Annotated in this window: 23 protein-coding genes and 1 tRNA gene; 12 read left to right on the top strand and 12 right to left on the bottom strand. The window is 69.0% G+C overall.

Annotated elements, in window-relative coordinates:
- Positions 1-22: 22 nt before the first annotated feature.
- The 3 genes from ABVF28_RS13720 to ABVF28_RS13710 all read left to right on the top strand — a co-directional run bounded on the left by ABVF28_RS13720 (position 23) and on the right by ABVF28_RS13710 (position 2291).
- A complete protein-coding gene (locus tag ABVF28_RS13720) occupies positions 23-967 on the top strand; it encodes a DUF4349 domain-containing protein (protein ID WP_371030902.1) in 945 nt (314 codons plus the stop codon).
- A gap of 107 nt (positions 968-1074) precedes the next feature.
- Positions 1075-1995, top strand: a complete 921-nt coding sequence (locus tag ABVF28_RS13715) for a PRC-barrel domain-containing protein (RefSeq protein ID WP_371030901.1) — start codon at positions 1075-1077, stop codon at positions 1993-1995.
- 8 nt (positions 1996-2003) lie between these two features.
- On the top strand, positions 2004-2291 hold the full coding sequence (locus ABVF28_RS13710) for a YciI family protein (protein WP_104312416.1): 288 nt from the start codon (positions 2004-2006) through the stop codon (positions 2289-2291).
- A 70-nt stretch (positions 2292-2361) separates the two neighbouring features.
- On the opposite strand, the gene ABVF28_RS13705 is transcribed toward ABVF28_RS13710, so the two are convergent.
- Entirely contained in the window at positions 2362-3831 is a 1470-nt protein-coding gene (locus ABVF28_RS13705) for a DHA2 family efflux MFS transporter permease subunit (RefSeq protein ID WP_371030900.1), read from the bottom strand.
- A gap of 104 nt (positions 3832-3935) precedes the next feature.
- Between ABVF28_RS13705 and ABVF28_RS13700 the strand changes: the two genes are divergently transcribed.
- Entirely contained in the window at positions 3936-4322 is a 387-nt protein-coding gene (locus ABVF28_RS13700; RefSeq protein ID WP_104253758.1) for a co-chaperone YbbN, read from the top strand.
- On the opposite strand, the gene ABVF28_RS13695 is transcribed toward ABVF28_RS13700, so the two are convergent.
- The 4 genes from ABVF28_RS13695 to ABVF28_RS13680 all read right to left on the bottom strand — a co-directional run bounded on the left by ABVF28_RS13695 (position 4262) and on the right by ABVF28_RS13680 (position 8058).
- Complete coding sequence (locus tag ABVF28_RS13695; protein WP_371030899.1) at positions 4262-5209, bottom strand: SDR family NAD(P)-dependent oxidoreductase; 948 nt, start codon at positions 5207-5209, stop codon at positions 4262-4264. The two genes, ABVF28_RS13700 and ABVF28_RS13695, sit on opposite strands and share 61 nt — an antisense overlap.
- Positions 5206-6033, bottom strand: coding sequence for a VOC family protein (locus ABVF28_RS13690; protein WP_371030898.1), 828 nt, complete (start codon positions 6031-6033; stop codon positions 5206-5208). The genes ABVF28_RS13695 and ABVF28_RS13690 overlap by 4 nt, the downstream gene beginning before the upstream one ends.
- A gap of 52 nt (positions 6034-6085) precedes the next feature.
- A complete protein-coding gene (locus ABVF28_RS13685) occupies positions 6086-7174 on the bottom strand; it encodes a GNAT family N-acetyltransferase (protein ID WP_371030897.1) in 1089 nt (362 codons plus the stop codon).
- A 101-nt stretch (positions 7175-7275) separates the two neighbouring features.
- Positions 7276-8058 carry a hypothetical protein gene (locus ABVF28_RS13680; protein ID WP_371030896.1) on the bottom strand — a complete coding sequence of 261 codons (783 nt, stop codon included), beginning with the start codon at positions 8056-8058 and terminating at the stop codon, positions 7276-7278.
- A gap of 638 nt (positions 8059-8696) precedes the next feature.
- On the opposite strand from ABVF28_RS13680, the gene ABVF28_RS13675 reads away from it, so the two are divergent.
- The 3 genes from ABVF28_RS13675 (at position 8697) to ABVF28_RS13665 (ending at position 11821) form a co-directional block, all read left to right on the top strand.
- Complete coding sequence (locus ABVF28_RS13675) at positions 8697-8900, top strand: cold-shock protein (protein ID WP_068478769.1); 204 nt, start codon at positions 8697-8699, stop codon at positions 8898-8900.
- Positions 8901-9136: 236 nt separating this feature from the next.
- The gene (locus ABVF28_RS13670; protein WP_371030895.1) at positions 9137-10411 is read left to right on the top strand and encodes an Ig-like domain-containing protein; all 1275 of its coding nucleotides are present in this window, start codon (positions 9137-9139) and stop codon (positions 10409-10411) included.
- Between the two features lie 207 nt (positions 10412-10618).
- The gene (locus tag ABVF28_RS13665) at positions 10619-11821 is read left to right on the top strand and encodes a TetR/AcrR family transcriptional regulator (protein WP_371030894.1); all 1203 of its coding nucleotides are present in this window, start codon (positions 10619-10621) and stop codon (positions 11819-11821) included.
- A 51-nt stretch (positions 11822-11872) separates the two neighbouring features.
- Here the strand turns inward: ABVF28_RS13665 and ABVF28_RS13660 are convergent, their stop codons facing one another.
- The 4 genes from ABVF28_RS13660 to ABVF28_RS13645 form a co-directional block, all read right to left on the bottom strand.
- Positions 11873-12313, bottom strand: coding sequence for a DUF1622 domain-containing protein (locus ABVF28_RS13660; RefSeq protein WP_371030893.1), 441 nt, complete (start codon positions 12311-12313; stop codon positions 11873-11875).
- Between the two features lie 30 nt (positions 12314-12343).
- On the bottom strand, positions 12344-13540 hold the full coding sequence (locus ABVF28_RS13655; RefSeq protein WP_371030892.1) for an MFS transporter: 1197 nt from the start codon (positions 13538-13540) through the stop codon (positions 12344-12346).
- 68 nt (positions 13541-13608) lie between these two features.
- Positions 13609-14673, bottom strand: a complete 1065-nt coding sequence (locus ABVF28_RS13650) for a FecCD family ABC transporter permease (RefSeq protein ID WP_371030891.1) — start codon at positions 14671-14673, stop codon at positions 13609-13611.
- A complete protein-coding gene (locus ABVF28_RS13645) occupies positions 14670-15737 on the bottom strand; it encodes a FecCD family ABC transporter permease (protein ID WP_371030890.1) in 1068 nt (355 codons plus the stop codon). The genes ABVF28_RS13650 and ABVF28_RS13645 overlap by 4 nt, the downstream gene beginning before the upstream one ends.
- Positions 15738-15795: 58 nt before the next feature.
- On the opposite strand from ABVF28_RS13645, the gene ABVF28_RS13640 reads away from it, so the two are divergent.
- Entirely contained in the window at positions 15796-16791 is a 996-nt protein-coding gene (locus tag ABVF28_RS13640; protein ID WP_371030889.1) for an ABC transporter substrate-binding protein, read from the top strand.
- Between the two features lie 81 nt (positions 16792-16872).
- Here ABVF28_RS13640 and ABVF28_RS13635 read toward each other — a convergent pair whose 3' ends face one another.
- Together ABVF28_RS13635 and ABVF28_RS13630 are read right to left on the bottom strand one after the other, a co-directional pair.
- On the bottom strand, positions 16873-18156 hold the full coding sequence (locus ABVF28_RS13635; protein ID WP_371030888.1) for a heparan-alpha-glucosaminide N-acetyltransferase domain-containing protein: 1284 nt from the start codon (positions 18154-18156) through the stop codon (positions 16873-16875).
- A 56-nt stretch (positions 18157-18212) separates the two neighbouring features.
- Entirely contained in the window at positions 18213-18563 is a 351-nt protein-coding gene (locus tag ABVF28_RS13630; protein ID WP_371030887.1) for a DUF2200 domain-containing protein, read from the bottom strand.
- Between the two features lie 67 nt (positions 18564-18630).
- On the opposite strand from ABVF28_RS13630, the gene ABVF28_RS13625 reads away from it, so the two are divergent.
- Positions 18631-19311 (top strand): NADPH-dependent F420 reductase, encoded by a 681-nt coding sequence (locus tag ABVF28_RS13625; protein WP_371030934.1) that lies wholly within the window; start codon positions 18631-18633, stop codon positions 19309-19311.
- A gap of 62 nt (positions 19312-19373) precedes the next feature.
- Here ABVF28_RS13625 and ABVF28_RS13620 read toward each other — a convergent pair.
- Positions 19374-19446 (bottom strand) — tRNA-Ala (locus tag ABVF28_RS13620).
- Positions 19447-19810: 364 nt separating this feature from the next.
- Between ABVF28_RS13620 and ABVF28_RS13615 the strand changes: the two genes are divergently transcribed.
- The 3 genes from ABVF28_RS13615 (at position 19811) to ABVF28_RS13605 (ending at position 22317) form a co-directional block, all read left to right on the top strand.
- Positions 19811-20473, top strand: a complete 663-nt coding sequence (locus ABVF28_RS13615; protein ID WP_371030886.1) for a helix-turn-helix transcriptional regulator — start codon at positions 19811-19813, stop codon at positions 20471-20473.
- Positions 20474-20665: 192 nt separating this feature from the next.
- Complete coding sequence (locus ABVF28_RS13610) at positions 20666-21484, top strand: ABC transporter ATP-binding protein (protein WP_371030885.1); 819 nt, start codon at positions 20666-20668, stop codon at positions 21482-21484.
- The gene (locus tag ABVF28_RS13605; protein ID WP_371030884.1) at positions 21481-22317 is read left to right on the top strand and encodes a siderophore-interacting protein; all 837 of its coding nucleotides are present in this window, start codon (positions 21481-21483) and stop codon (positions 22315-22317) included. Before ABVF28_RS13610 ends, ABVF28_RS13605 begins: the two co-directional genes overlap by 4 nt.
- Positions 22318-22319: the final 2 nt, after the last annotated feature.

The raw sequence follows: 22319 nt of genomic DNA, 5'->3' as shown, positions 1-22319 counted from the left end.
TACAGGTGCTTGCATGACAGCTATGCGCACCACATTGAGGCGGCTCGGAGCCGCGACCGCCCTCACCCTGTCGGCCCTCCTGCTCGCCGGATGCGCAGGCAATGGCACCTCCTCGGCCGAGTCCGCCGGGGCTCCGCAAGGAGTCGCGCAGGAAGACGCCGGCCAGGCCCCCATGACGGGCGCCACCGAGGAGAATCGCGATGTCGTGACGACGGGGTACGTGGGGATCCAGACAGGTGACGTGCCGGGCGTTCGAGAGCAGGTCGAGGCTCTCGTCGAGGCACGCGACGGGCGCATCGACGCTCGGTCGGAGACCGGTGGGGACTTCATCTCCGCGCAGCTGACAGCCCGCGTCCCCGCTGACGACTACGACGCGTTCGTCACCGAGCTGCGCGACGTCGGCGATGTCGTCTCGATCGAGACCTCGGCGGTCGACGTGACCCTGCAGAAGACGGACATGTCCTCCCGGGTGGCGACGCTGGAGGCCTCGGTCACCTCCCTGCGGGGAATGCTCTCCTCAGCGACGGAGGTCGACGACCTCCTTGCGATCGAGACGACGCTCACCGAGCGCACCGGCGAGCTGCAGAGCCTGCGCGCACAGCTCGAAGTGCTCGAGGAGAGCATCGCCTACTCGACCGTGTCCATCTCGATCTCGAGCGACGCACCATCGCCCGGCGGTGAGCCGGCCGGGTTCCTGGCGGGACTGCGTGATGGCATGGCTGCCCTGTTCCGCGGATTCGCGGCCTTCTGGACCGCGTTCGGCTTCGCGTTGCCCGGCCTCGTGCTCCTGACCGTCCTTGGCGCCGCGGCATGGCTCATCGTGCGGCTCAGCGTGAAGGGTGCCGGGCAAAGGGCCGCCCGGCGAGCGGCCGCGTCGGCCGTCCCGAACCACGCACCTGGGGGCCCACAGGCCTCGACGGGGCCGTCGGCATCCGGGGAGACGGCGCCGCCCGGAGCCTCGTCCTAGCCGCGACTCGGCGAGCGCACCGCCGCGATCGCTAGTCTTGTGCAGGTCTCTCGCGCGCAGGCCGGCGCGAGCGACCCGCCACATCCACGTTGACCGAGGAGCACAGCATGGCTGCCGACGACACGAACACCAAGTTCGACCCTGATTTCGAGCCGGGCGACGACGACACGACGCGCATCGACGCCACCGGGGCCCCCGAGCGGGGCCTGACCGACGCCGAGGTCGCTGGCGGACTCGAGGACGACCCGATCGCGCCCCCGCAGCAGGTCGACGAGGGCTCCGACTCCCTGACGGCGGGCGGCCCCGCTCTCAGCGGGGAGAGCAACGCTGCCGCCGAGCTGAAGGCGCACGAGGCCAAGCTCACCCGCATCTTCCAGGCGACGGTCTTCGGCCCCGGCGACGAGCGCATCGGCCGTGTCGGCCAGGTGTACCTCGACGACCAGACTCGCGACCCGAACTGGGTCACCGTCAAGACGGGCCTCTTCGGCACCAAGGAGTACTTCATCCCGCTCGACCTCGCGGAGCTGGACGAGAAGCGGATCCTCGTCCCATACCCGAAGTCGCTCGTCACGAGCGCGCCGAGCACCGAAGTCGACCAGAACCTCAGCCCCGCCGAGGAGGACGCTCTCTACGTGCACTACGAGGTTCCCGGTCGCATGCCCGAGAACGGCACCGAGACGAGCCTCGTCGAAGGCGGGAGCGAGCTGCGCCCCGGCAGCGCTCCGGTCGTCTTCGAGGGAAGCAGCGACGACATCGGCGAGACCGACGAGGCGACCCTGGCCGAGGATGCGCTGCTCGCCGAGTCCGTCTCGGATTCGGCGTTCGACACGGAAGCCAGCCTCGACGCCCACGAGACGGCGGCACCGCTGCTCACCGCCGACGACGACGACACTCGCCTCATCGCGACGGCCGAGGCAGCGGCCGACGATGACGAGTTCGAGGCGCCCACCGTCAACGAGTGGGAAGAGATCGGCTTCCAGCGCCCGAACGACGAGACGACCGACCCGAGCACCACTGACCGCACCTAGGAGCCTCCGTGCCTATCTTCGCCACGATCTACCACTACGACGACGATTCAGACGCGACCCGCGATGAGCACCGCCCCGCGCACCGAGCCTGGCTCGGCGAGCAGAAGGATGCGGGCATCCTGAAGGCCTCGGGCCCGTGGGCGGCACCGCACGCCGGCGCGCTGCTCCTGTGGGAGAGCGACGACGAAGCATCGCTGCGCGAGCTGATCCCCGCCGATCCGTTCGCGCAGGTCGGCGTCATCCGCCAGACCGATGTCTACGAGTGGACCCCGGTCTTCGGTCCGTTCGTCCCGTAACCGCACGAACCTCGTCGGACGAAGCCGGTCGCCGCACTCGCGGCGGCCGGCTTCGTCTCGGTTCGGTCGCCTACGCGCGGCTCTCGGCCCGCGCGGCCTCCTCGACTCGGGGCTTCTCGAAGAAGAGCACGATGACCGCCCCAAGGAGGAACGCCGCGATCGGCAACAGCAGCGCCTGCCCCATCGCGGTCGAGAAACCCTCGGCGACTGCGGCGGGCAGCTCGCCGCTGCTCTGCTCGGCAGCCTCCGCCGGCATCCCCGGCAGTTCAGCCGCGAGGCGCGAGCTGATGAGCGCCGCGATCGCGGCCGAGCCGAGCACGGACCCGACCTGGCGCGTCATGTTGTAGACCCCCGAACCCGCCCCCGCGAGCGCCGGCGGGAGGTTCCTCGTCGCGCTCGTCGCGAGCGGAGCCCAGAGGCCGGAGAGTCCGAGACCCAGGAATGCGGGCGGGATGAGCAGCTGCCAGAGCGGCCGATCCGCCGTCATGAGCAGCGACAGCCAGGCGAGCGACACGGCGACGATGAGGAAGCCGGCAAACGCGATCCAGCGCGGCTGGGTTCGGTCGGTGAGCCGGCCGACGAAGGGCGCCATGACTCCGGAGACGACCGCCATGGGCACGAGCATGAGCGCCGCCTGGGTGGGCTCGAGGGCACGCGCGGTCTGGAAGTAGAAGGCGATGGGCAGCGGCATGGAGACGATCGCGAGTCCGAGCACGGAGATGGCGAGGTTGGCGACCGTGAAGTTCCGGTCCCGGAAGAGGCCGAGCGGCAGGAGGGGCTCCCTGCGATTGAAGCGCTGCCAGACGACGAAGCCGGCGAGCACGACACCGCCGGCCACGATGAGGCTCCACACCGAGATGGGTCCGGCGATCTGCCCCCAGTCGAAGGTCTGGCCCTCCTGGATGCCGAACACGAGCAGGAACAGGCCGACGGCGCTCAGCACGACCCCGAGCCAGTCGAAGGAATGCGCTTTCGTCTCGAGGCTCGGCACGAGGCGCCAGGCCAGGATGAACGCCACGACGCCGACCGGCACGTTCACGAAGAAGATCCACTCCCAACCGAGGCCGTCGACCAGGAACCCTCCGAGGATGGGCCCGACCAGCGTGGCGACGCCGGCAACCGCACCCCAGAGGCCCATCGCGGCGCCGCGCTTGTCTGGCGCGAAGATCCGGGTGATGACGGACATGGTCTGCGGTGTCATGAGCGCGGCGCCGAGGCCCTGGACCGCGCGGGCGGCGATCAGGGTTCCGATGTCTCCCGACAGGCCGCACCAGAGGGAGGCGAGCGTGAACACGACGAGGCCGATGAGGTAGATGCGCTTGGGCCCGAAGCGGTCGCCGAGCCGGCCGGTGATGAGCAGCGGCACGGCGTAGCTGAGCAGGTAGGCGCTGGTGACCCAGATGACCGCGGTGATGTCGGTCTGCAGGTCCCGCAGGATCGAGGGGTTCGCGATGGAGACGATCGTGGAGTCGACCAGGATCATGAAGAAGCCGATGACGAGGGCCCAGAGGGCGGGCCAGGGGCGGGAGACAGTTTCCACGAGGGTGGATGCTACGCCCCTCGCGAAGGCCACGTTCAGAGCTTGCGGAATAGCGTGACTGCTGGGGGCGTTGTGCTCCCCGTACGCCCCGAGATAGGAGACGCATGGCAACCATCGACATCACCACTGAGACGTTCAAGGACACGGTCGACTCCTCGGGCATCGTGCTCGTGGACTTCTGGGCAGAATGGTGCGGCCCGTGCCGTCAGTTCGGTCCCATCTACTCCGCCGCGTCGGAGCGCCACGAGGACATCACGTTCGCGAAGGTCGACACCGAGAGCAACCAGGAGCTGTCCGCTGGCCTGCAGATCACGTCTATTCCGACGCTGATGGCATTCCGTGACGGTGTGCTGCTCTACCGCGAGCCCGGTGCGATGCCCCTCGCCGGGGTGGAGAAGCTCATCGAGGCGCTCGAGAACGTCGACATGGATCAGGTCCGCGCCGAGATCGCCGAGAAGTCGGGCGCGGCGCCGGCGAGCGACGCGCAGTAGTCCCAGAGGCGCTCGCCCAGCTCGCTGTCGTAGCTGAGCCAGTGCGAGGTGCCCAGCACCGGGCGCCCTCGCGTGAGACGGGCCGGGACGATGGTCTCCCCGCCACGGAGCTCCGGGTCGGTCACGGCCCGGAGCTGGCACAGGGCGCCATCGTCCTTGCCCTGGGCAGCGAAGGCGAGCAGCCCGTCGATGGCGCGCTTGCCCACCGAGGGTTCGTGCACGCCCGCTACGGTCGGCGTGAGCCCACCCGTCGAGTATCCCGGATGCGCGACGAGGCTCCGCACGTGCCCGCCGGCGGCGCGCGCCCGCCGATCGCCCTCGATGGCGAGCACCTGCGTCGCGAGCTTCGACTGCGCATACGCGTTCCACGACGTGTAACCGCCGCGCAGCTGCACGTCCTGCAGGTGCGCGCGTGTCAGGGCGGGCGCGATGCTGCCGAGCCACACGACCGCCGCGCTCTCGCGGAGCGCTTCCCCCGCGGTCAGGCGGCTCAGCAGTGCGAAGTGTCCGAGCACGTTGGTCGCGAAGACCCGCTCGATGCCGTCGCTCGTCGTCTCGCGATCTGCGGGCGGATGAACGACACCGGCGTTGAGCACGACGCCGTCGAACCCGCCTCCGCCGCTCTGCCCATCGAGCAGCGTCTGCGCGGCGGCTTCGATCTCCCCCAGCTCGGCGATGTCGAACGGCAGCGTGGTGGTGAGGTCCGGACGTCCGGTCCCGGCTGCAGCCGCGGCGAGGCGCGTGGCGCTGCGGCCCGTGATGACCACGTCCGCGCCCCGTCCGACGAGGCTCCTCGCCGTGAAGAAGCCGAGCCCCGTCGAGGCCCCGGTGATCAGGTAGCGGCGACCCGTGAGGTCATGCGTCCCGTACTCGGTGGGTGCCCTCACTCTCCAGCCCCTTCCATCGCCTCGACCAGGCAGAAGCCCGCGCCGAACGGATCGACGAGGTTCGCCATCCTTCCGAAGGGGGTGTCCGCGGGCTCGCCGAGCACGTCTGCCCCGAGGCTGCGAGCTCTGGACGTGGCTTCATCGACGGAGGGCGTCACGAAGTACACGACCCACTCGGCGTCTGGTCGCTGCGCCGCACCACTGGTGCCGGTCCCGCTCCCGGCCGACTCCTCGAAGGCACCGAAGCGTGCATCCTCGCCGCCCGGCCTCGGCCCGAACTGCGTGTACCGGAACTCGGGCGGCCCAGCCATGGGATGCGGGTCGAACCCCGTGGCCGCCGCGTAGAACTCAGTCGCCTCGTCCAGCTCGGTCGTGTGCAGCTCGAACCACGCGGTGGTACCGGGCTCGCCCCAGGCGTCGAAGCCTCGGCGCCCGCCGGGCTGCCAGAGTCCGAACGTCGCGCCTTGCCGGTCGGCGAGCAGCGCCATCCGCCCCTGGTCCAGGACATCACTCGGGTCGACGAGCGATGACGCGCCCGCACCGAGGGCGCGTGCGTGGGCCGCTTCGATATCCGGCGCCGCGAAGTACACGATCCACGAGGTCCGCTGGCCGGACTCGGCCGCACCGAGCCCGCCGACGACTGCCGAGCCACCGTCGGGGAGGGGACCGGCCTCGATCAGGTGGGAGTGCCCGCTTTCCGGCCCCATGTCCTCCAGCGTCCAGCCGAGAACCGCGGAATAGAAGGACGCCGACCCCCGCGGGTCCGACGTCGCGAGTTCCACCCAGCAGGGGTCCCCTGCGTCGAAGCGCTCGTACCTGGGCATCGTCTGCTCCTCACCGCCGAACGAGAGATTGGATGCACCGAGTCTAGAAGCGTCAGATCTCCACTGCCGGGGAGGCGCTGAGGTCGTAGCCGAAGGCGTAGAGGTGCACGACGATGCCGGGGGCCACTTCCTTCGGCCCCTCACGGTCGGTGAGATGCACGAATCCGAGACGTTCGTAGAGGCGGTGGGCGCCGAGCATCTCCGGGCCGCTGTTCATGACCACGCGCGATGCCCCACGGTCACGGCCGAGCGCGATGACGTGGCCAGCGAGCGCCTGACCGATGCCCCGGCCTCGGGCTTCAGGAGCGACCGCGAGCATGCGGAAGTCCAGCTCTCCCGGCCGGGCGAGCTGGGAGATCCGCTCCCCAGGACGCGGCGTCCACACCGAGCCGAGGATCTGCCCGGTAGCGATGTCCTCTGCCACCCAGACCTCGTCGCGTCGCGCGCGGCTGGCGGCGTCGCGCAGATCCTCCGCGTAGCTCGGCGTCACCTCGTAGTCGTTGCTGTAAGCACGCTCGGTGAGCCTGCCGATGGCTTCGATCTCACCGTGCCTGACCAGGCGGATGCGGATGCCGTCGGTCTGCGTCAGGTCGTAGCGGTAGGCCAGCTCCACGCCGGCGGTCTCGTCCTCGGTGTCCCGGCCCTTCACCCTGGCGAATCCGACACGCTCGGCCAGCCGTCTGGCCTGCGTGTTCGCGGCACCGACGTCGAGGACAACCGCCCTCGCGCCACCCCGGCGGGCGAGCTCCAGGCCGGCGTGGACCAGGGCATCCGCAACTCCCGCGCCTCGCGCTTCGGGAGCCACCGCGGTGAAGCGCAGCTCGGCCTCGTCCCCGCGTGCGAGACGTGCGGGGTCCGTTCCGGCGCGAAGGACCGTCGTCGTCCCGATCACCACGGAGGCCTGCGATTCGCTGCCATCGGCGACCGCCACGAGCACCGTGCCGGCCTCGCTTCGCGCGACGACGTCCCGCTCCGCAGGTCGGCGCCACTCGCGCCACCGTGCGCTGCCGTGGGAGCCAGCGTCGAAGGAGCGAACCGTCAGCGCCCCAACGGCCTCGAATTCGTCCACTCGGGCTTCTCGGACGATGAAGCTGCCCGGGTTCGTGTTCGTGCGTGGCTCGACGCTAGCTGCGACGCTCATAGACCATCCAATACTTCTCCGGGCTCGACGCGCCCGTATGTGCAACTGTCCAGCATACGACGACGACGCGCGCAGTCGCTCAGACAGCGGGCGAGCGGCGATCAGTTCGCGTCGTCGACCGGCGTGATCACGCGGTGGGAGCCGGTCGCGGGATGCGCCGCCCGCGCACGCACCGCGGCGAGCTGTGCCTCGACGATGTCGGCGACGAGAGCAAGCGCCCGCTCCTCGAACTGCTCATGCTCGTCCGCAGCCACATGCTGCGCGTCGACGTGCCGCAGCCAGGACGTGGTCGCTCTCACCGACGCCTGGGTGTACCCCTTGGACTCGGCTTCGGACCCGCCGAACAGGAAGGCGACGGGCACCCGCAGCCCCGACAGCGCGTCGCGCGAACCGGACCCGGCGCCCTCGGTCACGCCGGCGGGCTCCTCAGACGGCCCGATCCCACCGTTGACCAGCACGAGCGCCCCCACACGATCTGGATGCGCTCCCGCGACGGCGATGGCGAGGTCTGCGGCGTCCGCAGCCCCGACAAGCACTGCGCGCTCGATGGAGAAGTGGTCGAGCAGTTGAACGACAGCCGGGATGCTGGTCGACGGAGCAACCTCTAACCTCTGGGCCCAGCCGAGGTCGTCGAGAGACGGCGCAAGCACGTGCGCGTCCGGAAGCAGCTCGGCGAGGGCTCCCGCGGTCGCCGAACGTCGCTCATCGAGGACCAGGAGGTTGTCGTACTTGCGCCCCTGGGAGGAGAGCCACTCGAGGACTTCGACGGGCCCCCCGTCGAGCTCCACGCGCCGTCCTCCGGGCCCGGATGCACGGCCGGACCGCCGTGCCGCGTGGAGGGCGCGGAGCGCGCGCACGGGCGAGATTGCCTCATCACCCGTCATGCGATCCACTCCTTCGCTGGCTCTCAATGGTACGCATTCACGCTCCAGCGTAGACGCGGTGGCGCCCGCCCGGCCGTTCCGAGGCAGAGGGAGCGCTCGGTCGAGCATTCCAACTCACGCTCGTCGGATGCCGGTTCATCACTGAGGCCAACCTAACCCCAGAGAAGCGCCGCATGTCCAACATCACCACCTGGACCGCGTTCCGAAAGCACCGGTCACCTTCTGCGGGTACTGGAAACTCGGCAATGTCGACGCCACCCAGAGCTGACCAGACGGTGGGTTTCCGGCCTATGACCCCGCGTGACGATTTTCGCCTGAATTCGCCCGCGATAGCGGGCGCAGAGCGTGATAGCGTTGGGCTCACGCGCTGAGTGTCGGGAAGCCGTCCAGTAGCACCGCAGTGAATACGGGTCGAGCGCGCGCCCCATCCGAATCGGAACTGCCCCCAGACAGCACCGACCCAACTACTTATCCACCCCTGATCTTTGCTCGTTCACGCTGTCGTGAACAGCAACCCGAATCGCTCCAGATTCGGACAGCGCAGTCCTGCGCGAAATAGACCGTGCCTAATAAGCACAGATCCGTACGCGGATCAATCGCCCGAAGTACGGGCTGCATAACAATGAAGGAAGAAAAACATGGCAACTGGCATCGTGAAGTGGTTCAACGCAGACAAGGGCTACGGCTTCATCGCTCCGGACGACGGAACGCCCGACGTCTTCGCGCACCACTCCGCAATCGACGTCCAGGGTTTCCGCACGCTTGAAGAGAACCAGCGCGTGGAGTTCGATGTGACCCAGGGACCCAAGGGTCTCCAGGCCGAGAGCATCCGCCCGCTCTAAATACAGGCTCTCAGCGGTCCTCGTCCTCCGACGAGCTGACCACGCCCAGCGAGTGCGACCTTCGGGTCGCACTCGCTGTGTTTGTATGCGGACGCAGCTCCGGGTCGGTGAGCTATCGAAGCGGACTAAATCCGGCACCACCCTCCCCTGAGATGCGGGCGCTCGACGAGTCTCCTGCCTACCCTGATCGGGTCGCGCGCCATGCGGCGCGCACCACACCGACTTCAGGGGGAAGATTGAGTGCAACACAGACGAACCGAGCGGAACACCGCAGAACCAGCCTCGCTCTCGCGACAGCGCTCGCCGCGAGCACACTCGCAATCGGCGGCGGCATCACCACGGCGGGTGCCGCGGAAGCGGACTTCACCTACCCGACCGCGATCGATCCCTCGTCGCTCACGATCACGACCAACAGCGGCTCATCGTCGGAGGAAGCGAAGAAGTGGGATTGGCTCCGCATCGACGCAGAATGGTCAGTCCCAACTGGGGCGACGGCCGGTGAGACGTTCGGCATCACGCTCCCCCCGGAATTCGGCATAGCGGGTGCCGGCACGTTCTCGATCTCCGCGCCGGAAGACCCGGACACGACCGTCGCGAACTGCACCGTCAGCGACGATGACGCCCCGGTGGTGACCTGCACCCTCACCGACCACGTCGACGCCCTCCAGGACGTTGCCGGCGATCTGTGGTTCTGGGCTGAGGCAAGCGAGGTCACGGAGAAAGACGGACTGGACTTCGTGATCGACGGCGTCGTGACGGTCGTGGCCCTCCCCGGCGGCGGTATCGGCGTCCCGGCCGGTGAGCCGCCGGTGACGTCGCTGGTCAAGGACTCCTTCCCGATCACGGCCAGTGGCAGCATGACGTGGCGCATCTACGTGCCCGGTTCGCAGTTCGCCGGCCAGGAGACGTTGACGATCACGGATGCGCTCAATGCTGGCGCAGGATTCGCGCCCCACGAGATCGATCCCGGATCGTTCTCGTTCGCCGCAGCCACGGGGGATGGCGAACTCACGGATGTCGACCCGTCCGAGTACTCCGTCTCGGTGAGTGATGACCTGCTGAGCTACACCTTCACGTTCGCGGGTCCGATCACGTCTGACGCTCGATACCGCCTGATGTACAGGACCACCGCAACGGGCCCTCTCGTGCTCGGGCAGAAGTTCGGCAACAGCGCGAACGTCGACGGCAGCACCGTCGAGCACGTCACGACGGTCAAACAGCAGGGCGGCGGAAACGGCACGGGAACGACTCCGACTGCCACGCCGACACCGACTGCCACGCCGACGCCGACACCAACTCCAACTGCCACGCAGACACCCACGCCAACCGCCACGCCGACGCCAACGAGTGCCTCGCATCCTCCTGTGACGCCGACGATCACGCCTGCTCCGGAGAGCAGCCTCGCGACGACCGGAGCCGAGACTCTGGCACCGTTCGTAGCGGCTGCAGCGGCCTTGCTCCTGGTGGCCGGTGCAATGCTCCTTGCACGCACCAGGCGCTCGCAGCCCTAACGCGCGAGCTCTCGAATGCCACCCTGTCCTCGACAGGGTGGCATTCGTCGTTCACGGACGACACCGTTCGCGCTCCGCAGATCGGGTGTGTTCGAAGAAGAACCACCGGTAGGACGGGTATCCTTCTGGGGCGAGAGGCGAACCCCCGAGCGCCGAAGACCTCGTTCACTACCAGCACCAGATCTTGAACGGAGCAACACCCCCTCCATGACCACTCCCCCCACGTGGCCTCACACTCCGACAATCCGCCCCAAGGACCGCAAGCAGCGCATCGAGTCGGCCGCCACGCAGGCGTTCGCGCTTCGGGGCTACCACCAGGTGAGCATGAGCGACGTGGCTGCCTCGGTCGGCATCTCCGCCCCGGCCCTGTACCGCCACTTCGCCAACAAGTACGACCTGTTCAAGCACACGGCCTTCGGTATCGTCGACGCCGTCGAGGGCGCAACGGATGAGGTCACCGAGACGACCGTCGCCGCGGGTGCCCCCGCCGAGGAGCGGGCTGCTGCGCTCATCCACGCGACGCTCGACAGCCTCATCAAGTGCCGCGGCACTGGCGAGATCATCCGCTGGGAGTCCCGCTACCTCGAACCCGCCGACCGCGCCTCCGTGGACCAGCGCCTCGCGAAGGTCTACGGACGTTTCTCGAGCGTGCTGAAGGAGCTGCGTCCAGGCTTGAGCAGCGAGGACCGCGCGCTGCAGAGCCGGGCGGCGTTCGCGGTGCTCGCGAGCGTGTCCATGCACCGGACGAGCATCTCCGCGGCGACCTCCGAGTACTTGCGCACTGCCTCGCAGCGTGCCCTCGAAGCCGACCTCCCCGAGACGGAGGCGTACGTCGCTCCTGCCGCCACGGGGATCCCGTCGACCGCCAAGCGCGAGCAGATCGTGGCGCACTCGATCGATCTGTTCTTCGCGCGGGGATACAACCTCGTCAGCATCGAGGAGATCGGCGGTGCCGTCGGCATCACGGCCTCCGGGGTGTACCGGCACTTCGAGAGCAAGAGCGGAATCCTCGCAGCCGCCTGCTCCCGGGCCGCCGAGTACCTCGGTCAGGTGACGCGTGACGTGTTCGCGGCCGTCGATTCCAACGATGCGGCGTTGGATGGCCTGATCGACGCGTACGTCGAAGCACAGCTCGCGCACCACAAGCTGCTGCAGGTCTACATCGCCGAGTCGACGAACCTCAGCGACGAAGAGCGTGAGCGCCTGCTGGCCCTGCAGCGGGACCACATCGAGGAGTGGGCGGGCCTGCTCCGTGCGGTCAAGCCGCAGTTCTCCGCCTCCGAAGCCCGCTGCATTGCCCACGCCGGTTTCCACGTCGTCGACTCGCTCGGGCGCGTGCTCGCCTGGCAGGACACGCCGAGCAACCGCGCGCGCGTCGCGCACATGCTGCGCGCAGTCCTGGGCGTCTGACCCGAATCGCAGTCTGCGGCCCGCGCCTGGAACAGGCGCTGGCCGCAGCCGTCACCGCGGGTCGGTGCCGTGGACTCCCGCCGTTCCGTGCTCGCCGATGGGCGGGCGCCGCGCAGCTCGCACCTGATCGGCGAGCACCTGCGCGCCGCTCGTGGTAAGGGCCCGACGCCACGGCAGCACCCCCTCGATCTCGATCTGGATCGACATGCTCAGCACCGTCCGGATCACCACGATGAGTCCGAGGATGAGCGCGTCCTCCAGCGAGGGCTTCGACGTGATGGTGCGCACGAGGTCGGCGGCGACGAGCACCTCGAGCCCCAGGAGGATGCCAGCCCCGAGCGACGTGCGCAGCGTCGTAAGAGCGGCCGTTCCGCCCTGCCCGCGCAGGAGCGCCAAGCCGGCGAGCACGATCGCGACGATGATGCCGATGATGATCGCGGCGGCGCCGAGGACCTCGACGGCGACCGCCACGATCTCGAATACGCGGTCCATTGATTCCTGCATCCCAGCTCCCCTGTCTGCTTATTCGTGCCTGCGGTGGCGCCCGGCGAGCACACCAGCGCACAGGAACGCGACGATCCCCGCGACCGGCACCACGATGAGACCCACCCGGAGCGAGGTTGCATCGGCAAGCAGCCCCACGAGGGGCGGTGCCGCGAGAAACCCGAGTCGCATGAGCCAGGAGACGAGCGTGATAGCCGTGCCCGGCTTGAACCCGGGCAGCTCGTCAGCCGTGTGCAACGCGGCGGGCACGAGCGTCGCGATGCCCAACCCTGCAGCGGCGAACCCGGCAATCGTCCCGCCAACGCTCGGGAACAGCAAGGCGACCCCCATGCCCAGCGCCGTCACGAGACCACCAGCCTGCGCGACTCGGCGCTCCCCGAACCGGTCGACGAGGCGGTCCCCGAGCATCCGCCCGACGAACTGCGCGCCCACGAGCGCGATGAAGCCGAACGCGGCGAGCGCCTGAGGGGCATCGAGCGAGCCGGCGAGGTAGAGGGCCGCCCACGTGCTGCCCGAGTCCTCGACCACCGAGCCGGCGACGGTCAGGAGGACAAGCGCGAGGAGCACGACGTACTTCGCCGACCCACCCCGAGATGCCGTGCCCGCTTGCACGACCCTGATTCCGGCAGTCGACACCTCGACGTCGTCGTGCTCTGGGCCCGGGATCATCCACCGGTACGCGAGAACCGCCACGATCGTGAAGAGCACGCCGCTGACGCCGAGGTGCAGCGAAAGGGGAACGTGCAGCGCCACGGCCGCCGCTCCCATGAGCCCGCCGAGCACTGCGCCGATCGACCAGATCGCATGGAATCCGTTGATGATGGAGCGCCCGAAGCGGCGCTGAACTCGCAGTCCGTGCGAGTTCTGCGCGACGTCGGTGAGCGCATCCGCCGCACCGCCGAGCGCGAACGCCGCTGCCAGCAGCAGCCCGTTCGGCGCGAAGCTCGCCGCGAACAAGGCGACGCTGGTGATCGCCGTGCCGGCCACCGCGAGGCGCGACGACCAGAAGCGGCGGATGAGCGCGGCCGCGGCGAGCCCTGCGAGGAGCGCGCCACTCGGATAGGCGGCGACGACGAGCCCGAACTCGACGTTACTGAGCGCGAGCTCGGCTTTAAGCCCAGGATACCGAGGGAGGAGGTTCGCGAAGAGCGCCCCGTTGGTGAGGAACATGGCGGCGACGGCGATGCGCGCCCGCCGGTCAGCCCGGGAGGTCACTCCCCGACCGCGTCGTCGTGGTGCTTGCTGAGCATGATGCAATCCAAGCACAGCAAGCGAGCCTCGCCCTACCGCCGGGCCTGCAGCGCCAGCAGGACGACCAGGTAGGCGCCGCCCATGACGATCGTCACGACGCCCACCGGGACAGCGCCGCCGAGCGCGTGCTGCGCGACGAGGTCGGCAGCGAGCAGCAGCACCGCGCCGAGGACTGCCGAGGACAGGATCGGCACCCCCGGCCCGCGCTCGAGACGCAGCGCGAGCTGCGGGGCCGAGAGCGCGACGAACGCGATGGGACCCGTCGCCGCGGTCACGACTGCCGTCAGCATTACGCCGACGATGAGCACGGCGAAGCGTGTCGGCTCGACCCGCACGCCGTGGCTCCTCGCGGTCTCGTCGCCGAGTTCGAGCTGCCGCAGCGGGCCGGCCAGCAGCGCGACGGCGGGCACGAGGAGCATCAGGATGACCGCGGCGGGCACCAGTTGCGACCACTGGGCGAGCGCAAGCGACCCGGCGCCCCAGATGGACGCCGTCATCGCGACCTCCGTCTGCGCGCGCAGGAGCATCCAGGTGTTGAGGGCGTGCAGGAAGGCCGTCACGCCGATGCCGACCACGATGAGGCGGAAGCTGCTGACGCCTCCCCGACGTGCCAGGGCGTAGACCAGGATGGCCGTGAGCAGGCCGCCGGCGAGCGCTCCGACTGCCGTCCCGAGGAACGTGCCCGCGCCGGCGATGATGACGATGACGGCACCCGTGTACGCGCCGGTCGAGAAACCGATGACGTCTGGCGAGCCGAGCGGATTCCTCGTCAGCGACTGGAAGAGCGCGCCGGAGACGGCGAGGGCCGCCCCGAACACGAGTGCCGCGACGACTCGCGGCGCTCGCCACTCGAGCACGACGGTCGTTGCGAAGCCGCCGTCGGGGACGAAGACCGCCTCGAGCACTTCGATGGGGGTGAGCGGGTACTTGCCGAGCCCGAGCGCCACGACGGCAAGCAGGACGGCGATGCCGCTGAGGATGAGCGTCACCACGACGGTGCGCCGCAGTCGGAGCTCGCGCGCGAGCCTCGCAGGACCTGCAGGCCTCGACGGTGCCGTCCGGTGATCGCGCCGCGGCGTGATGTCCTGCCTGGTCACAGGCCGCTCACCTTCTTCCGGCGTGCCAGTGCGATGAGCACCGGGGCGCCGATGAACGCTGTGACGATGCCGACGGGGAGCTCGCCTGGCCGGAGCACGACCCGGCCGAGGACGTCTGCGACGAGCATGAGAGAGGGGCCGAGGAGGACGCTGAGTCCGAGGATCCAGCGCTGATCCTGGCCGACCAAGGCCCGTGCGAGGTGCGGCACCATGAGGCCGACGAATGCGATCGGGCCGGCGATCGCCGTGGCGCCTCCCGCGAGCAGGGTGACGGCGACGATGGACAGCACCCTGGTGCGCGCGACCGAGGAGCCGAGCGAGTGGGCGAGGTCGTCGCCAAGCGCCAGCGCATTCAGCGAGCGGCCCAGCGAGAGCGCCAGCACCACTCCTGCGACGACGAACGGCGCGACCGGCAGCGTGGTCTCGAGCGTTCGGAGTTGGAAGGAGCCGGACTCCCACACGAGCAGGGCGTTGAACCGCTGCGGGTCGGAGAAGCGGATCGCGGCGATGATGCCGCTCAGCACGGCCCCGAACGCCATGCCGGCGAGTGTGAGCCTGAGCGGGTTCGGCCCGCCTTTTCCGCTGCCCAGGAAGTAGACGAGCACGGTTGTCGCCGCGGCGCCCAGGAACGCGAACCACACGTATCCGTTGGGGCTGGTCACGCCGAGCACGGCCACGGCGAGCGCGACGGCGAAGGATGCCCCCGAGGTGACGCCGAGGATGCCGGGGTCCGCGAGGGGGTTCCGGGTGACGGATTGGATGATGGCTCCAGCGACCGCGAGGCCGGCGCCCACGAGCAGGCCGATGATGGTGCGCGTGACGCGCAGGTCGAGAATCGCCGTGCGCGTGGCCTGGTCGATGTCTCCCCCGGTGACCGCGGCCCAGACCTGATCGAGCGGCACTTCCCGGGAGCCGATCGCGATGCTGAGGGCGCAGGCGAGGGCGAGCAGGAGCGTCGAGATCAGGAGCATCAAGCCGCGCCGCGCCCCCGAGACGCGCCTGGCCGAGCCTGCGGCGGAACGCACCACGCCGCCGGGTGGCCCGGCTTTCACTTCTGTCGTCACAAAAACCGAGTTTAGGCTAACCTACATCGACTGCCGCTCACTCAGACAGAAGGTCTCTATGAAACACCTCGCCAAGGGCCTCGCCCTCGCTTCCGCAGCCGCACTCCTGCTGACGGGATGCTCCGCGGCCGCCGACACGGATGCCGGGGAGACGGCCGCCCCGGCAGTCGGTGGCACGTTCCCAGCGGTCGTCGACACCAAGTTCGGCGAGGTCACGATCGATGAGGCGCCGACCCGCGTCGTCGCCCTCGGATGGGGTGATGCCGAGACCGCGCTCGCGCTTGGCGTCCAGCCTGTCGGCGCGTCGGACTGGCTGGCGTTCGGCGGTGAAGGTGTCGGCCCCTGGGCTGAGGGTCTCTACGACACGGCCCCGGTCATCATCGAGACCATGGAGCCCGACTACGAGGCGATTGCGGCCCTCGAACCCGATCTCATCCTCGACACGAAGAGCTCCGGAGACCAGGACCGCTACGACCGTCTCTCCTCGATCACCACCACGGTCGGTGTGCCGGAGGGAGGCGACAGCTATCTGACGTCGACCGACCAGCAGATGCAGCTCATCTCGAGCGCGCTCGGCGTCCCCGAGAAGGGTGACGAGCTGCTCGCGGACGTGGACGCGGCCTTCGCTGCTGTCGCAGACGCCAACCCGGAGTGGGCTGGCAAGACGGCGACCGCGGCCACGAAGACGTCCGAGGGCTGGGGCGCGTACATCGACGGCAGCGAGCGTGTCGCGTTCCTCGAGAACCTCGGCTTCGTGCAGAGCCCGAAGATCGCCGAGCTCCCTGTCGCCGAGTCTGGCTTCACCTCGACCGTCTCCAACGAGCAGCTCGACCTGCTCGATGCAGACCTGATCGTCGCGTTCCCGATCTTCATCGAGAAGTCGGCCATCACCGATGACGCGCAGTGGCAGCAGATTCCCGCAGTCGCGGACGGGCGTGCCGTCGTCATCGACGGCGACGTCGCCTCGGCGTACTCACTCGGCACGACGCTCGCCGTGCGGTACGCCATCGACCAGGTCGCCCCGCAGATCGAGACGGCGCTCGCCGGCAAGTAGCGCGCAGCCTGACGCAGACGGCGCCCGTCCACCGAGTCCCGGTGGCGGGCGCCGTCCCCGTCTGCGCACCAACCGGCACGCTCACTCGCGACGTGCCTCCGCGAGCGACGCGAACCGTTGCCCTGTCCAGGTCACGGCCGCCTCGAGGGGTCCGCGGCGCCGCCACCAGAAGAAGACGGCGCCGACGGCGAGGGCGCACGCGACATGGATGAGCCAGATCGGGGCGCTCGAGACAAGCCAGAACAGCTCCGGGGCATCCGCGAGCACACCGCCGTGGACCAGCGCCGTATAGGTGACCCCTGCCACGATGACGTGGAGGGTGTAGATCGTCAGCGGTGTCGCCCCCGCGCCGAGAGCCGGTCCGAGGACGCGGAGTGTCGCGTCGCCGAGTCGCAGGCAGACGGCGAGGCACAGGCCGATGGCGATGAGTGAGGTGCCCGCCGTGATCGCCAGGTCGAACGTCGTCCCGGAGTGAGGGGCGGGCGATGCCAGGAACCAGCTGCTCTCCGTCGGGGTGGTGCCGAAGGCGGCGGAGTAGAAGAGCTCGGACGCCTGATCTCCGGCACCCGTCGAGGCGCTGATCGAGCTCAGACCGCCGAATGGCCCGGCGAGCAGCATGCTGATGCCGACGCCCAGGAGCGCTAGCACTGTGCCCACGGCCGTGAGTCCGAGGCTCAGCTGCAGGATCGTGCCGCGCTCGCGGGCGACGAGGAGCATCCGCCCGACCACCATGCCGACGATCGCGTAGACCACCCAGGTCAGCACCGGGTAGGTGCCCGTGACGAAGAGCCCCCGGAGGAGCTCGAGCGGATGCGCGAGGTCGAGCCAGCTGGGTGTGCCGAGCTCGGAGCCGACGTTGAGGGGCGCGCGCAAGAGCATCGACAGGAACGGCCACAGCCCGGCCCAGGCGGTCGCGACCATGAGCAGCGACACGTTCGAGAGCCGGAGGAGCGGCGCGACGAGCCAGAACACGAGCCCGTAGTAGACCAGGATCACGGCGATCGGGCCGGGCACGAGGCCGAGGGTCACACCGATCACCATGAGGGCCAGGCCTCGCCCGAAGACGTTGAGGGCGGCCGCCCCGAAGGCGCGGCGGTCCCGCTGCTTCCTCGTGGTGAGCACGACGCCGATCCCGGCGAGCACCGCGAAGAGGGCGGCCGCCTTGCCGCCGAGGAACGCGGCGAGGGCAGGCGTGGATCCGTCAGAGTTGGTGACCCACACGTGCGTTGCCATCATGCCGATGAGCGCCAGGAAGCGCGCGAGGTCGAGGCCCGTGATGCGTCCCGCGCGCCGAGCGCCCTCGCCCGCAGGCCCACCATCACGGAGGGGTGCGGCCGGCTTGCCTGGCATGCTCTGGGCGCTCACGCATTCACGCTACCGTCAGGGCGCGCCGACGCGCACGTCCCGGCGGGGAGGCGGAGTCAGGTCCGGAGGATCTTCTCCATCGATTTCCCCTTCGCGAGCTCGTCGACGAGCTTGTCGAGGTAGCGGATCTCCTGCATGAGAGGCTCCTCGATCTCCTCCACTCGGATGCCGCAGACCACGCCCTTGATGAGGGCGCGGTCCGGCTGCATGAGCGGCGCTTCGCCGAAGAAGCCCTCGAAGTCGACGCGACGCTCGATGGTCCCGTCGAGTTGCTCCTCGGAGTACCCGGTCAGCCAGCGGATGATCTCATCGACCTCGGCCTTCGTGCGCCCCTTCCGCTCCGCCTTCGTGACGTAGTGCGGGTAGACGTCCGCGAACGCGGTCCCGTAGATGCGATGGCCTGCCATGTCAGCTCCCTCGTGTTGTGCAGATTCTAGCGACGTCACCTGCCGTCACGCGCTGTCACATCGGAAGATTCCGCGCGCATCCGGGGTTGGTTCGAGCATGGCAACTCTCGGAATCATCGGTGCAGGCAATATCGGCAGCCAGGTCGCTCGGAAGGCGGTGGAGGCGGGGTACGACGTCGTCATCAGCAATTCCCGCGGGCCGGAGACGCTCGCGTCGCTCGTCGCGGAACTCGGGCCGACGGCACGCGCGGCGACGGCCGTCGAAGCTGCCGAAGCCGCGGAGGTGGCCGTCGTGACCATCCCGCTCCACGCGTACAGCGCCGTGCCTGTCGAGGCCCTCGCCGGCAAGATCGTGCTCGACACCAACAACTACTATCCGCAGCGCGACGGTGCCATCGCCGAGCTCGACGACGAGACCACGACGACGTCCGAGCTGCTCCAGCGGCACCTCCCCCAGTCGCGGGTCGTCAAGGCGTTCAATCACATCGGCGCCGCCGACATCACCAGGGACGCTCGCCCCGCGGAAGACACCGAACGGCGCGCTCTGGTCGCGGCCAGCGACAGCCAGGACGCCCTCGACGTGGTCCGCGGACTCTACGACCAGTTCGGCTTCGACACGGTCGAGGTGACGCCGCTCGCCGAGGGATGGCGCATCCAGCGCGACACCCCGGGCTACGGAGCCCGAGCGACGAAACCCCAGCTGGTGGCGGCGCTCGCCGAAGCCAAGCGATACCGCGACCTCAGCTGAAAGCCAGCGACGGGTAGCGCACGAAAAGAGGGCCCGATCGAGTGATCGGGCCCTCAGTGGTGTGGACCTAAGGAGATTCGAACTCCTGACCTCCTCGATGCGAACGAGGCGCGCTACCAACTGCGCCATAGGCCCTGACGGGAGGAAACATTACCACTGGGCAGCACGGACTGCCAACGCGACCCGCGCGGGCCGTCGCCGAATCAGGGCCACCGTGCATCCCGCATGAGGTTCCACGATCCTGGATCACGGACGTCAACATTGGAGGAATCCGTATGAGCTTCTTGACTACTCATACGGATCGTTTGGAACGGTCCCACAGTGTGTACCATCTCGAGGTATGCGCACCGCCGGACTCCCGCCTACGTGGCAACGTGACTCGCACACCCCCGTGATCGAGCCGGACGTCTCCCCGCCTCTCGCCTTGCTTCCCGCGGCGAGAACCCTGCCAAGGCAAGAGCAGGGCCACGCTGTCCAGTGGGAGCCGCATTCGCATCCCGTGAGCCAGCTCCTCTCCGTGCAACGCGGGATCATGAAGCTCGTGGTGGAGCGAAGCGTCTGGGTGGTGCCGCCTCACTTCGCCGTCTGGGTCCCTGCCGGCATCGTCCACACGAGTCGCGTCTCCGCAGACTGCGAGTTCCAGGCGACGTTCTTCTCGGAGCGGGAGTCGTTCCTCCGCCCCCGAGACGCCTACGGAGTGACGGTCACGCCGTTGCTGCAGGAATTGCTGGCCCGCCTCCAGGCCGCCGATCTCACCCAGGTGCAGCGCCGCAACATCGAGCGGGTCCTCTTCGACAACCTCGCCCCAACGTCGCACGACCTCCGCGTCCGCATGCCACGCGACCAACGCATCCTGCCCATTGCCGACGTGCTGAGCGCGGACCCGGGCGACCGCAGATCGCTCGACGAATGGGCGGAATCGCTCGCTGTGAGCAGCAAGACGCTCGCCCGGATCTTCCAGAACGAGACGGGCGTCTCGTTCCACAGCTGGCGCCAGCTGGTCCGCGTGCAATCGGCGCTCGAGCAGCTCTCGAACGGGCAGAGCGTCGCGCTCGTCGCGCGATCACTGGGATACGCGCAGACCAGCACGTTCATCGACGCCTTCAGACGAGTGCTCGCGATGACCCCGGGCCAGTACCGCGCACACGCCCTCATCGCCTGAGCGGCGCGGCGTCCCGGGAGGCGGAGGACCGGACTCTCAACACCCGACACAGCCGAACCGTGGGATACTCGGGAGCAAGGAAAGCCTAGCCTGTGCCCGCCAGACGAAGTAGGTCCACAACATGCGAGACACCACCGAGCTCACTCGTGCGAGTGCACCTCCGATCGCCGACGCTCGCAAGCGCAGCCTCGCGTGAGCGGAGAGTTGCGCGCCGCGGACCTCACGGTCGCCTACGACCAGCGGACCGTCCTCGATGGGCTCGAGGTCACCATCCCGGCGAACTCCTTCACCGTCATCGTCGGACCCAACGCGTGCGGCAAATCCACCCTCTTGCGCTCGCTCGCCCGTCTGCTGCCCGCTGCTGGCGGCAGCGTGCTCCTCGACTCGACGGATATCCGCACACTGAAAGCCAAGGAACTGGCCAAGCGCATCGGGCTACTCCCCCAGTCCTCGATCGCCCCTGATACGATCACGGTCGCCGACCTCGTGGCGCGCGGCCGACACCCGCACCAGGGCATCCTCCAGCGGTGGTCTCACGACGACGACGACGCGGTCGAAGAGGCCCTCGTGCGGACCGGCCTCACCGACCTCGCGGAGCGCAGCGTTGACCAGCTGTCTGGCGGTCAGCGCCAGCGCGTGTGGATCGCCATGGTGCTGGCTCAGGACACCCCCGTCGTGCTTCTCGACGAGCCGACCACGTACCTCGATCTCGCGCACCAGATCGACGTCCTCGAACTCTGCGCCGAGCTGCACCGCCAAGGCAAGACACTCATCGCCGTCCTGCACGACCTCAATCAGGCAGCACGCTACGCGACGCACCTCATCGCATTGAACGCGGGCGAGCTCATCGCCGAAGGGACCCCGGCAAGCGTCGTCACCGAGGAGCTCGTCGCCGAGGTCTTCGGCGTGCGAGCACGAATCGTGCCGGACCCTGAGACGGGCACACCGCTCGTCGTTCCCCTCGCCCACTCCGCCCTCGTGCAGCGGTCTCCCACGACAATGCCTGCATGACCGAGGAATACACGCCATTCCCGCCGTTCGTCACCCAGGTCAAGCGGGTGACTCGCGTCTCCCCCAGCTACGTGCGGATCACGCTCGGTGCCGACAGCCTCGAGCACTTCGCACCGCACGGCAACGACCACCGCATCAAGCTCGTCTTCCAGCACGCCGACGGCAGCTACGGCGACTTCGGTATCAAGGACTCTCCAGCGCCCGCGCTCACCGATTGGTACTCGAAGTGGCGCACACTGCCGGACGAGCAGCGGAACCCCATTCGCACCTACACACCCAGTGCGACGCGCCCATCGCTCCGGGAGGTCGACATCGACTTCGTCCTCCACCAGCCGGCCGGCCCCGCCACCGCGTGGGCGGCGAACGCCAGGCCCGGGGACGAGCTCATCGTCGTCGGCCCCGACGTCCGAGCCGAGGATTCGACCGGCGGCATGGACTTCCAACCCCACGGGGCGAGGCGCCTCCTGCTCGCTGCCGATGAGACGGGGCTGCCAGCTGTGCGCAACATCCTGCAGCGTCTCCCGACGACGACCGCGGCGAGCGTGTTCCTCGAAGTCCCGTCGGCCGCCGATTGCGTTCCCCTCCCCACCGGCAACGCGGACGTCGTCATCACGTGGCTCGTGAGAGGGCAGCACCCGTACGGCGAGCGACTCACCCAGGCCGTGGATGCCTGGGCCGTCGCGACGGAGATCTCCGGTTCGTTCTACGCGTGGCTGGCCGGCGAATCGTCGACCGTGAAGGTCATCCGCCGACACCTCGTCCGCCAGTGCGACCTGCCGCCGAGCTCGATCACCTTCTCGGGGTACTGGAAGATCGGCCGGGCAGAGAACTGAGG

Source organism: Pseudoclavibacter sp. JSM 162008, from assembly GCF_041366455.1.
Classification (GTDB): Bacteria; Actinomycetota; Actinomycetes; order Actinomycetales; family Microbacteriaceae; genus Pseudoclavibacter.
This window is presented reverse-complemented; position numbering and strand designations above follow the sequence as displayed.

Coding starts and splice junctions, on each gene's coding strand:
- ABVF28_RS13720 (WP_371030902.1), top strand. CDS start 23: ATGCGCACCACATTGAGGCGGCTCGGAGCCGCGACCGCCCTCACCCTG.
- ABVF28_RS13715 (WP_371030901.1), top strand. CDS start 1,075: ATGGCTGCCGACGACACGAACACCAAGTTCGACCCTGATTTCGAGCCG.
- ABVF28_RS13700 (WP_104253758.1), top strand. CDS start 3,936: ATGGCAACCATCGACATCACCACTGAGACGTTCAAGGACACGGTCGAC.
- ABVF28_RS13690 (WP_371030898.1), bottom strand. CDS start 6,033: ATGCCCAGGTACGAGCGCTTCGACGCAGGGGACCCCTGCTGGGTGGAA.
- ABVF28_RS13685 (WP_371030897.1), bottom strand. CDS start 7,174: ATGAGCGTCGCAGCTAGCGTCGAGCCACGCACGAACACGAACCCGGGC.
- ABVF28_RS13680 (WP_371030896.1), bottom strand. CDS start 8,058: ATGACGGGTGATGAGGCAATCTCGCCCGTGCGCGCGCTCCGCGCCCTC.
- ABVF28_RS13675 (WP_068478769.1), top strand. CDS start 8,697: ATGGCAACTGGCATCGTGAAGTGGTTCAACGCAGACAAGGGCTACGGC.
- ABVF28_RS13665 (WP_371030894.1), top strand. CDS start 10,619: ATGACCACTCCCCCCACGTGGCCTCACACTCCGACAATCCGCCCCAAG.
- ABVF28_RS13660 (WP_371030893.1), bottom strand. CDS start 12,313: ATGGACCGCGTATTCGAGATCGTGGCGGTCGCCGTCGAGGTCCTCGGC.
- ABVF28_RS13640 (WP_371030889.1), top strand. CDS start 15,796: ATGAAACACCTCGCCAAGGGCCTCGCCCTCGCTTCCGCAGCCGCACTC.
- ABVF28_RS13630 (WP_371030887.1), bottom strand. CDS start 18,563: ATGGCAGGCCATCGCATCTACGGGACCGCGTTCGCGGACGTCTACCCG.
- ABVF28_RS13605 (WP_371030884.1), top strand. CDS start 21,481: ATGACCGAGGAATACACGCCATTCCCGCCGTTCGTCACCCAGGTCAAG.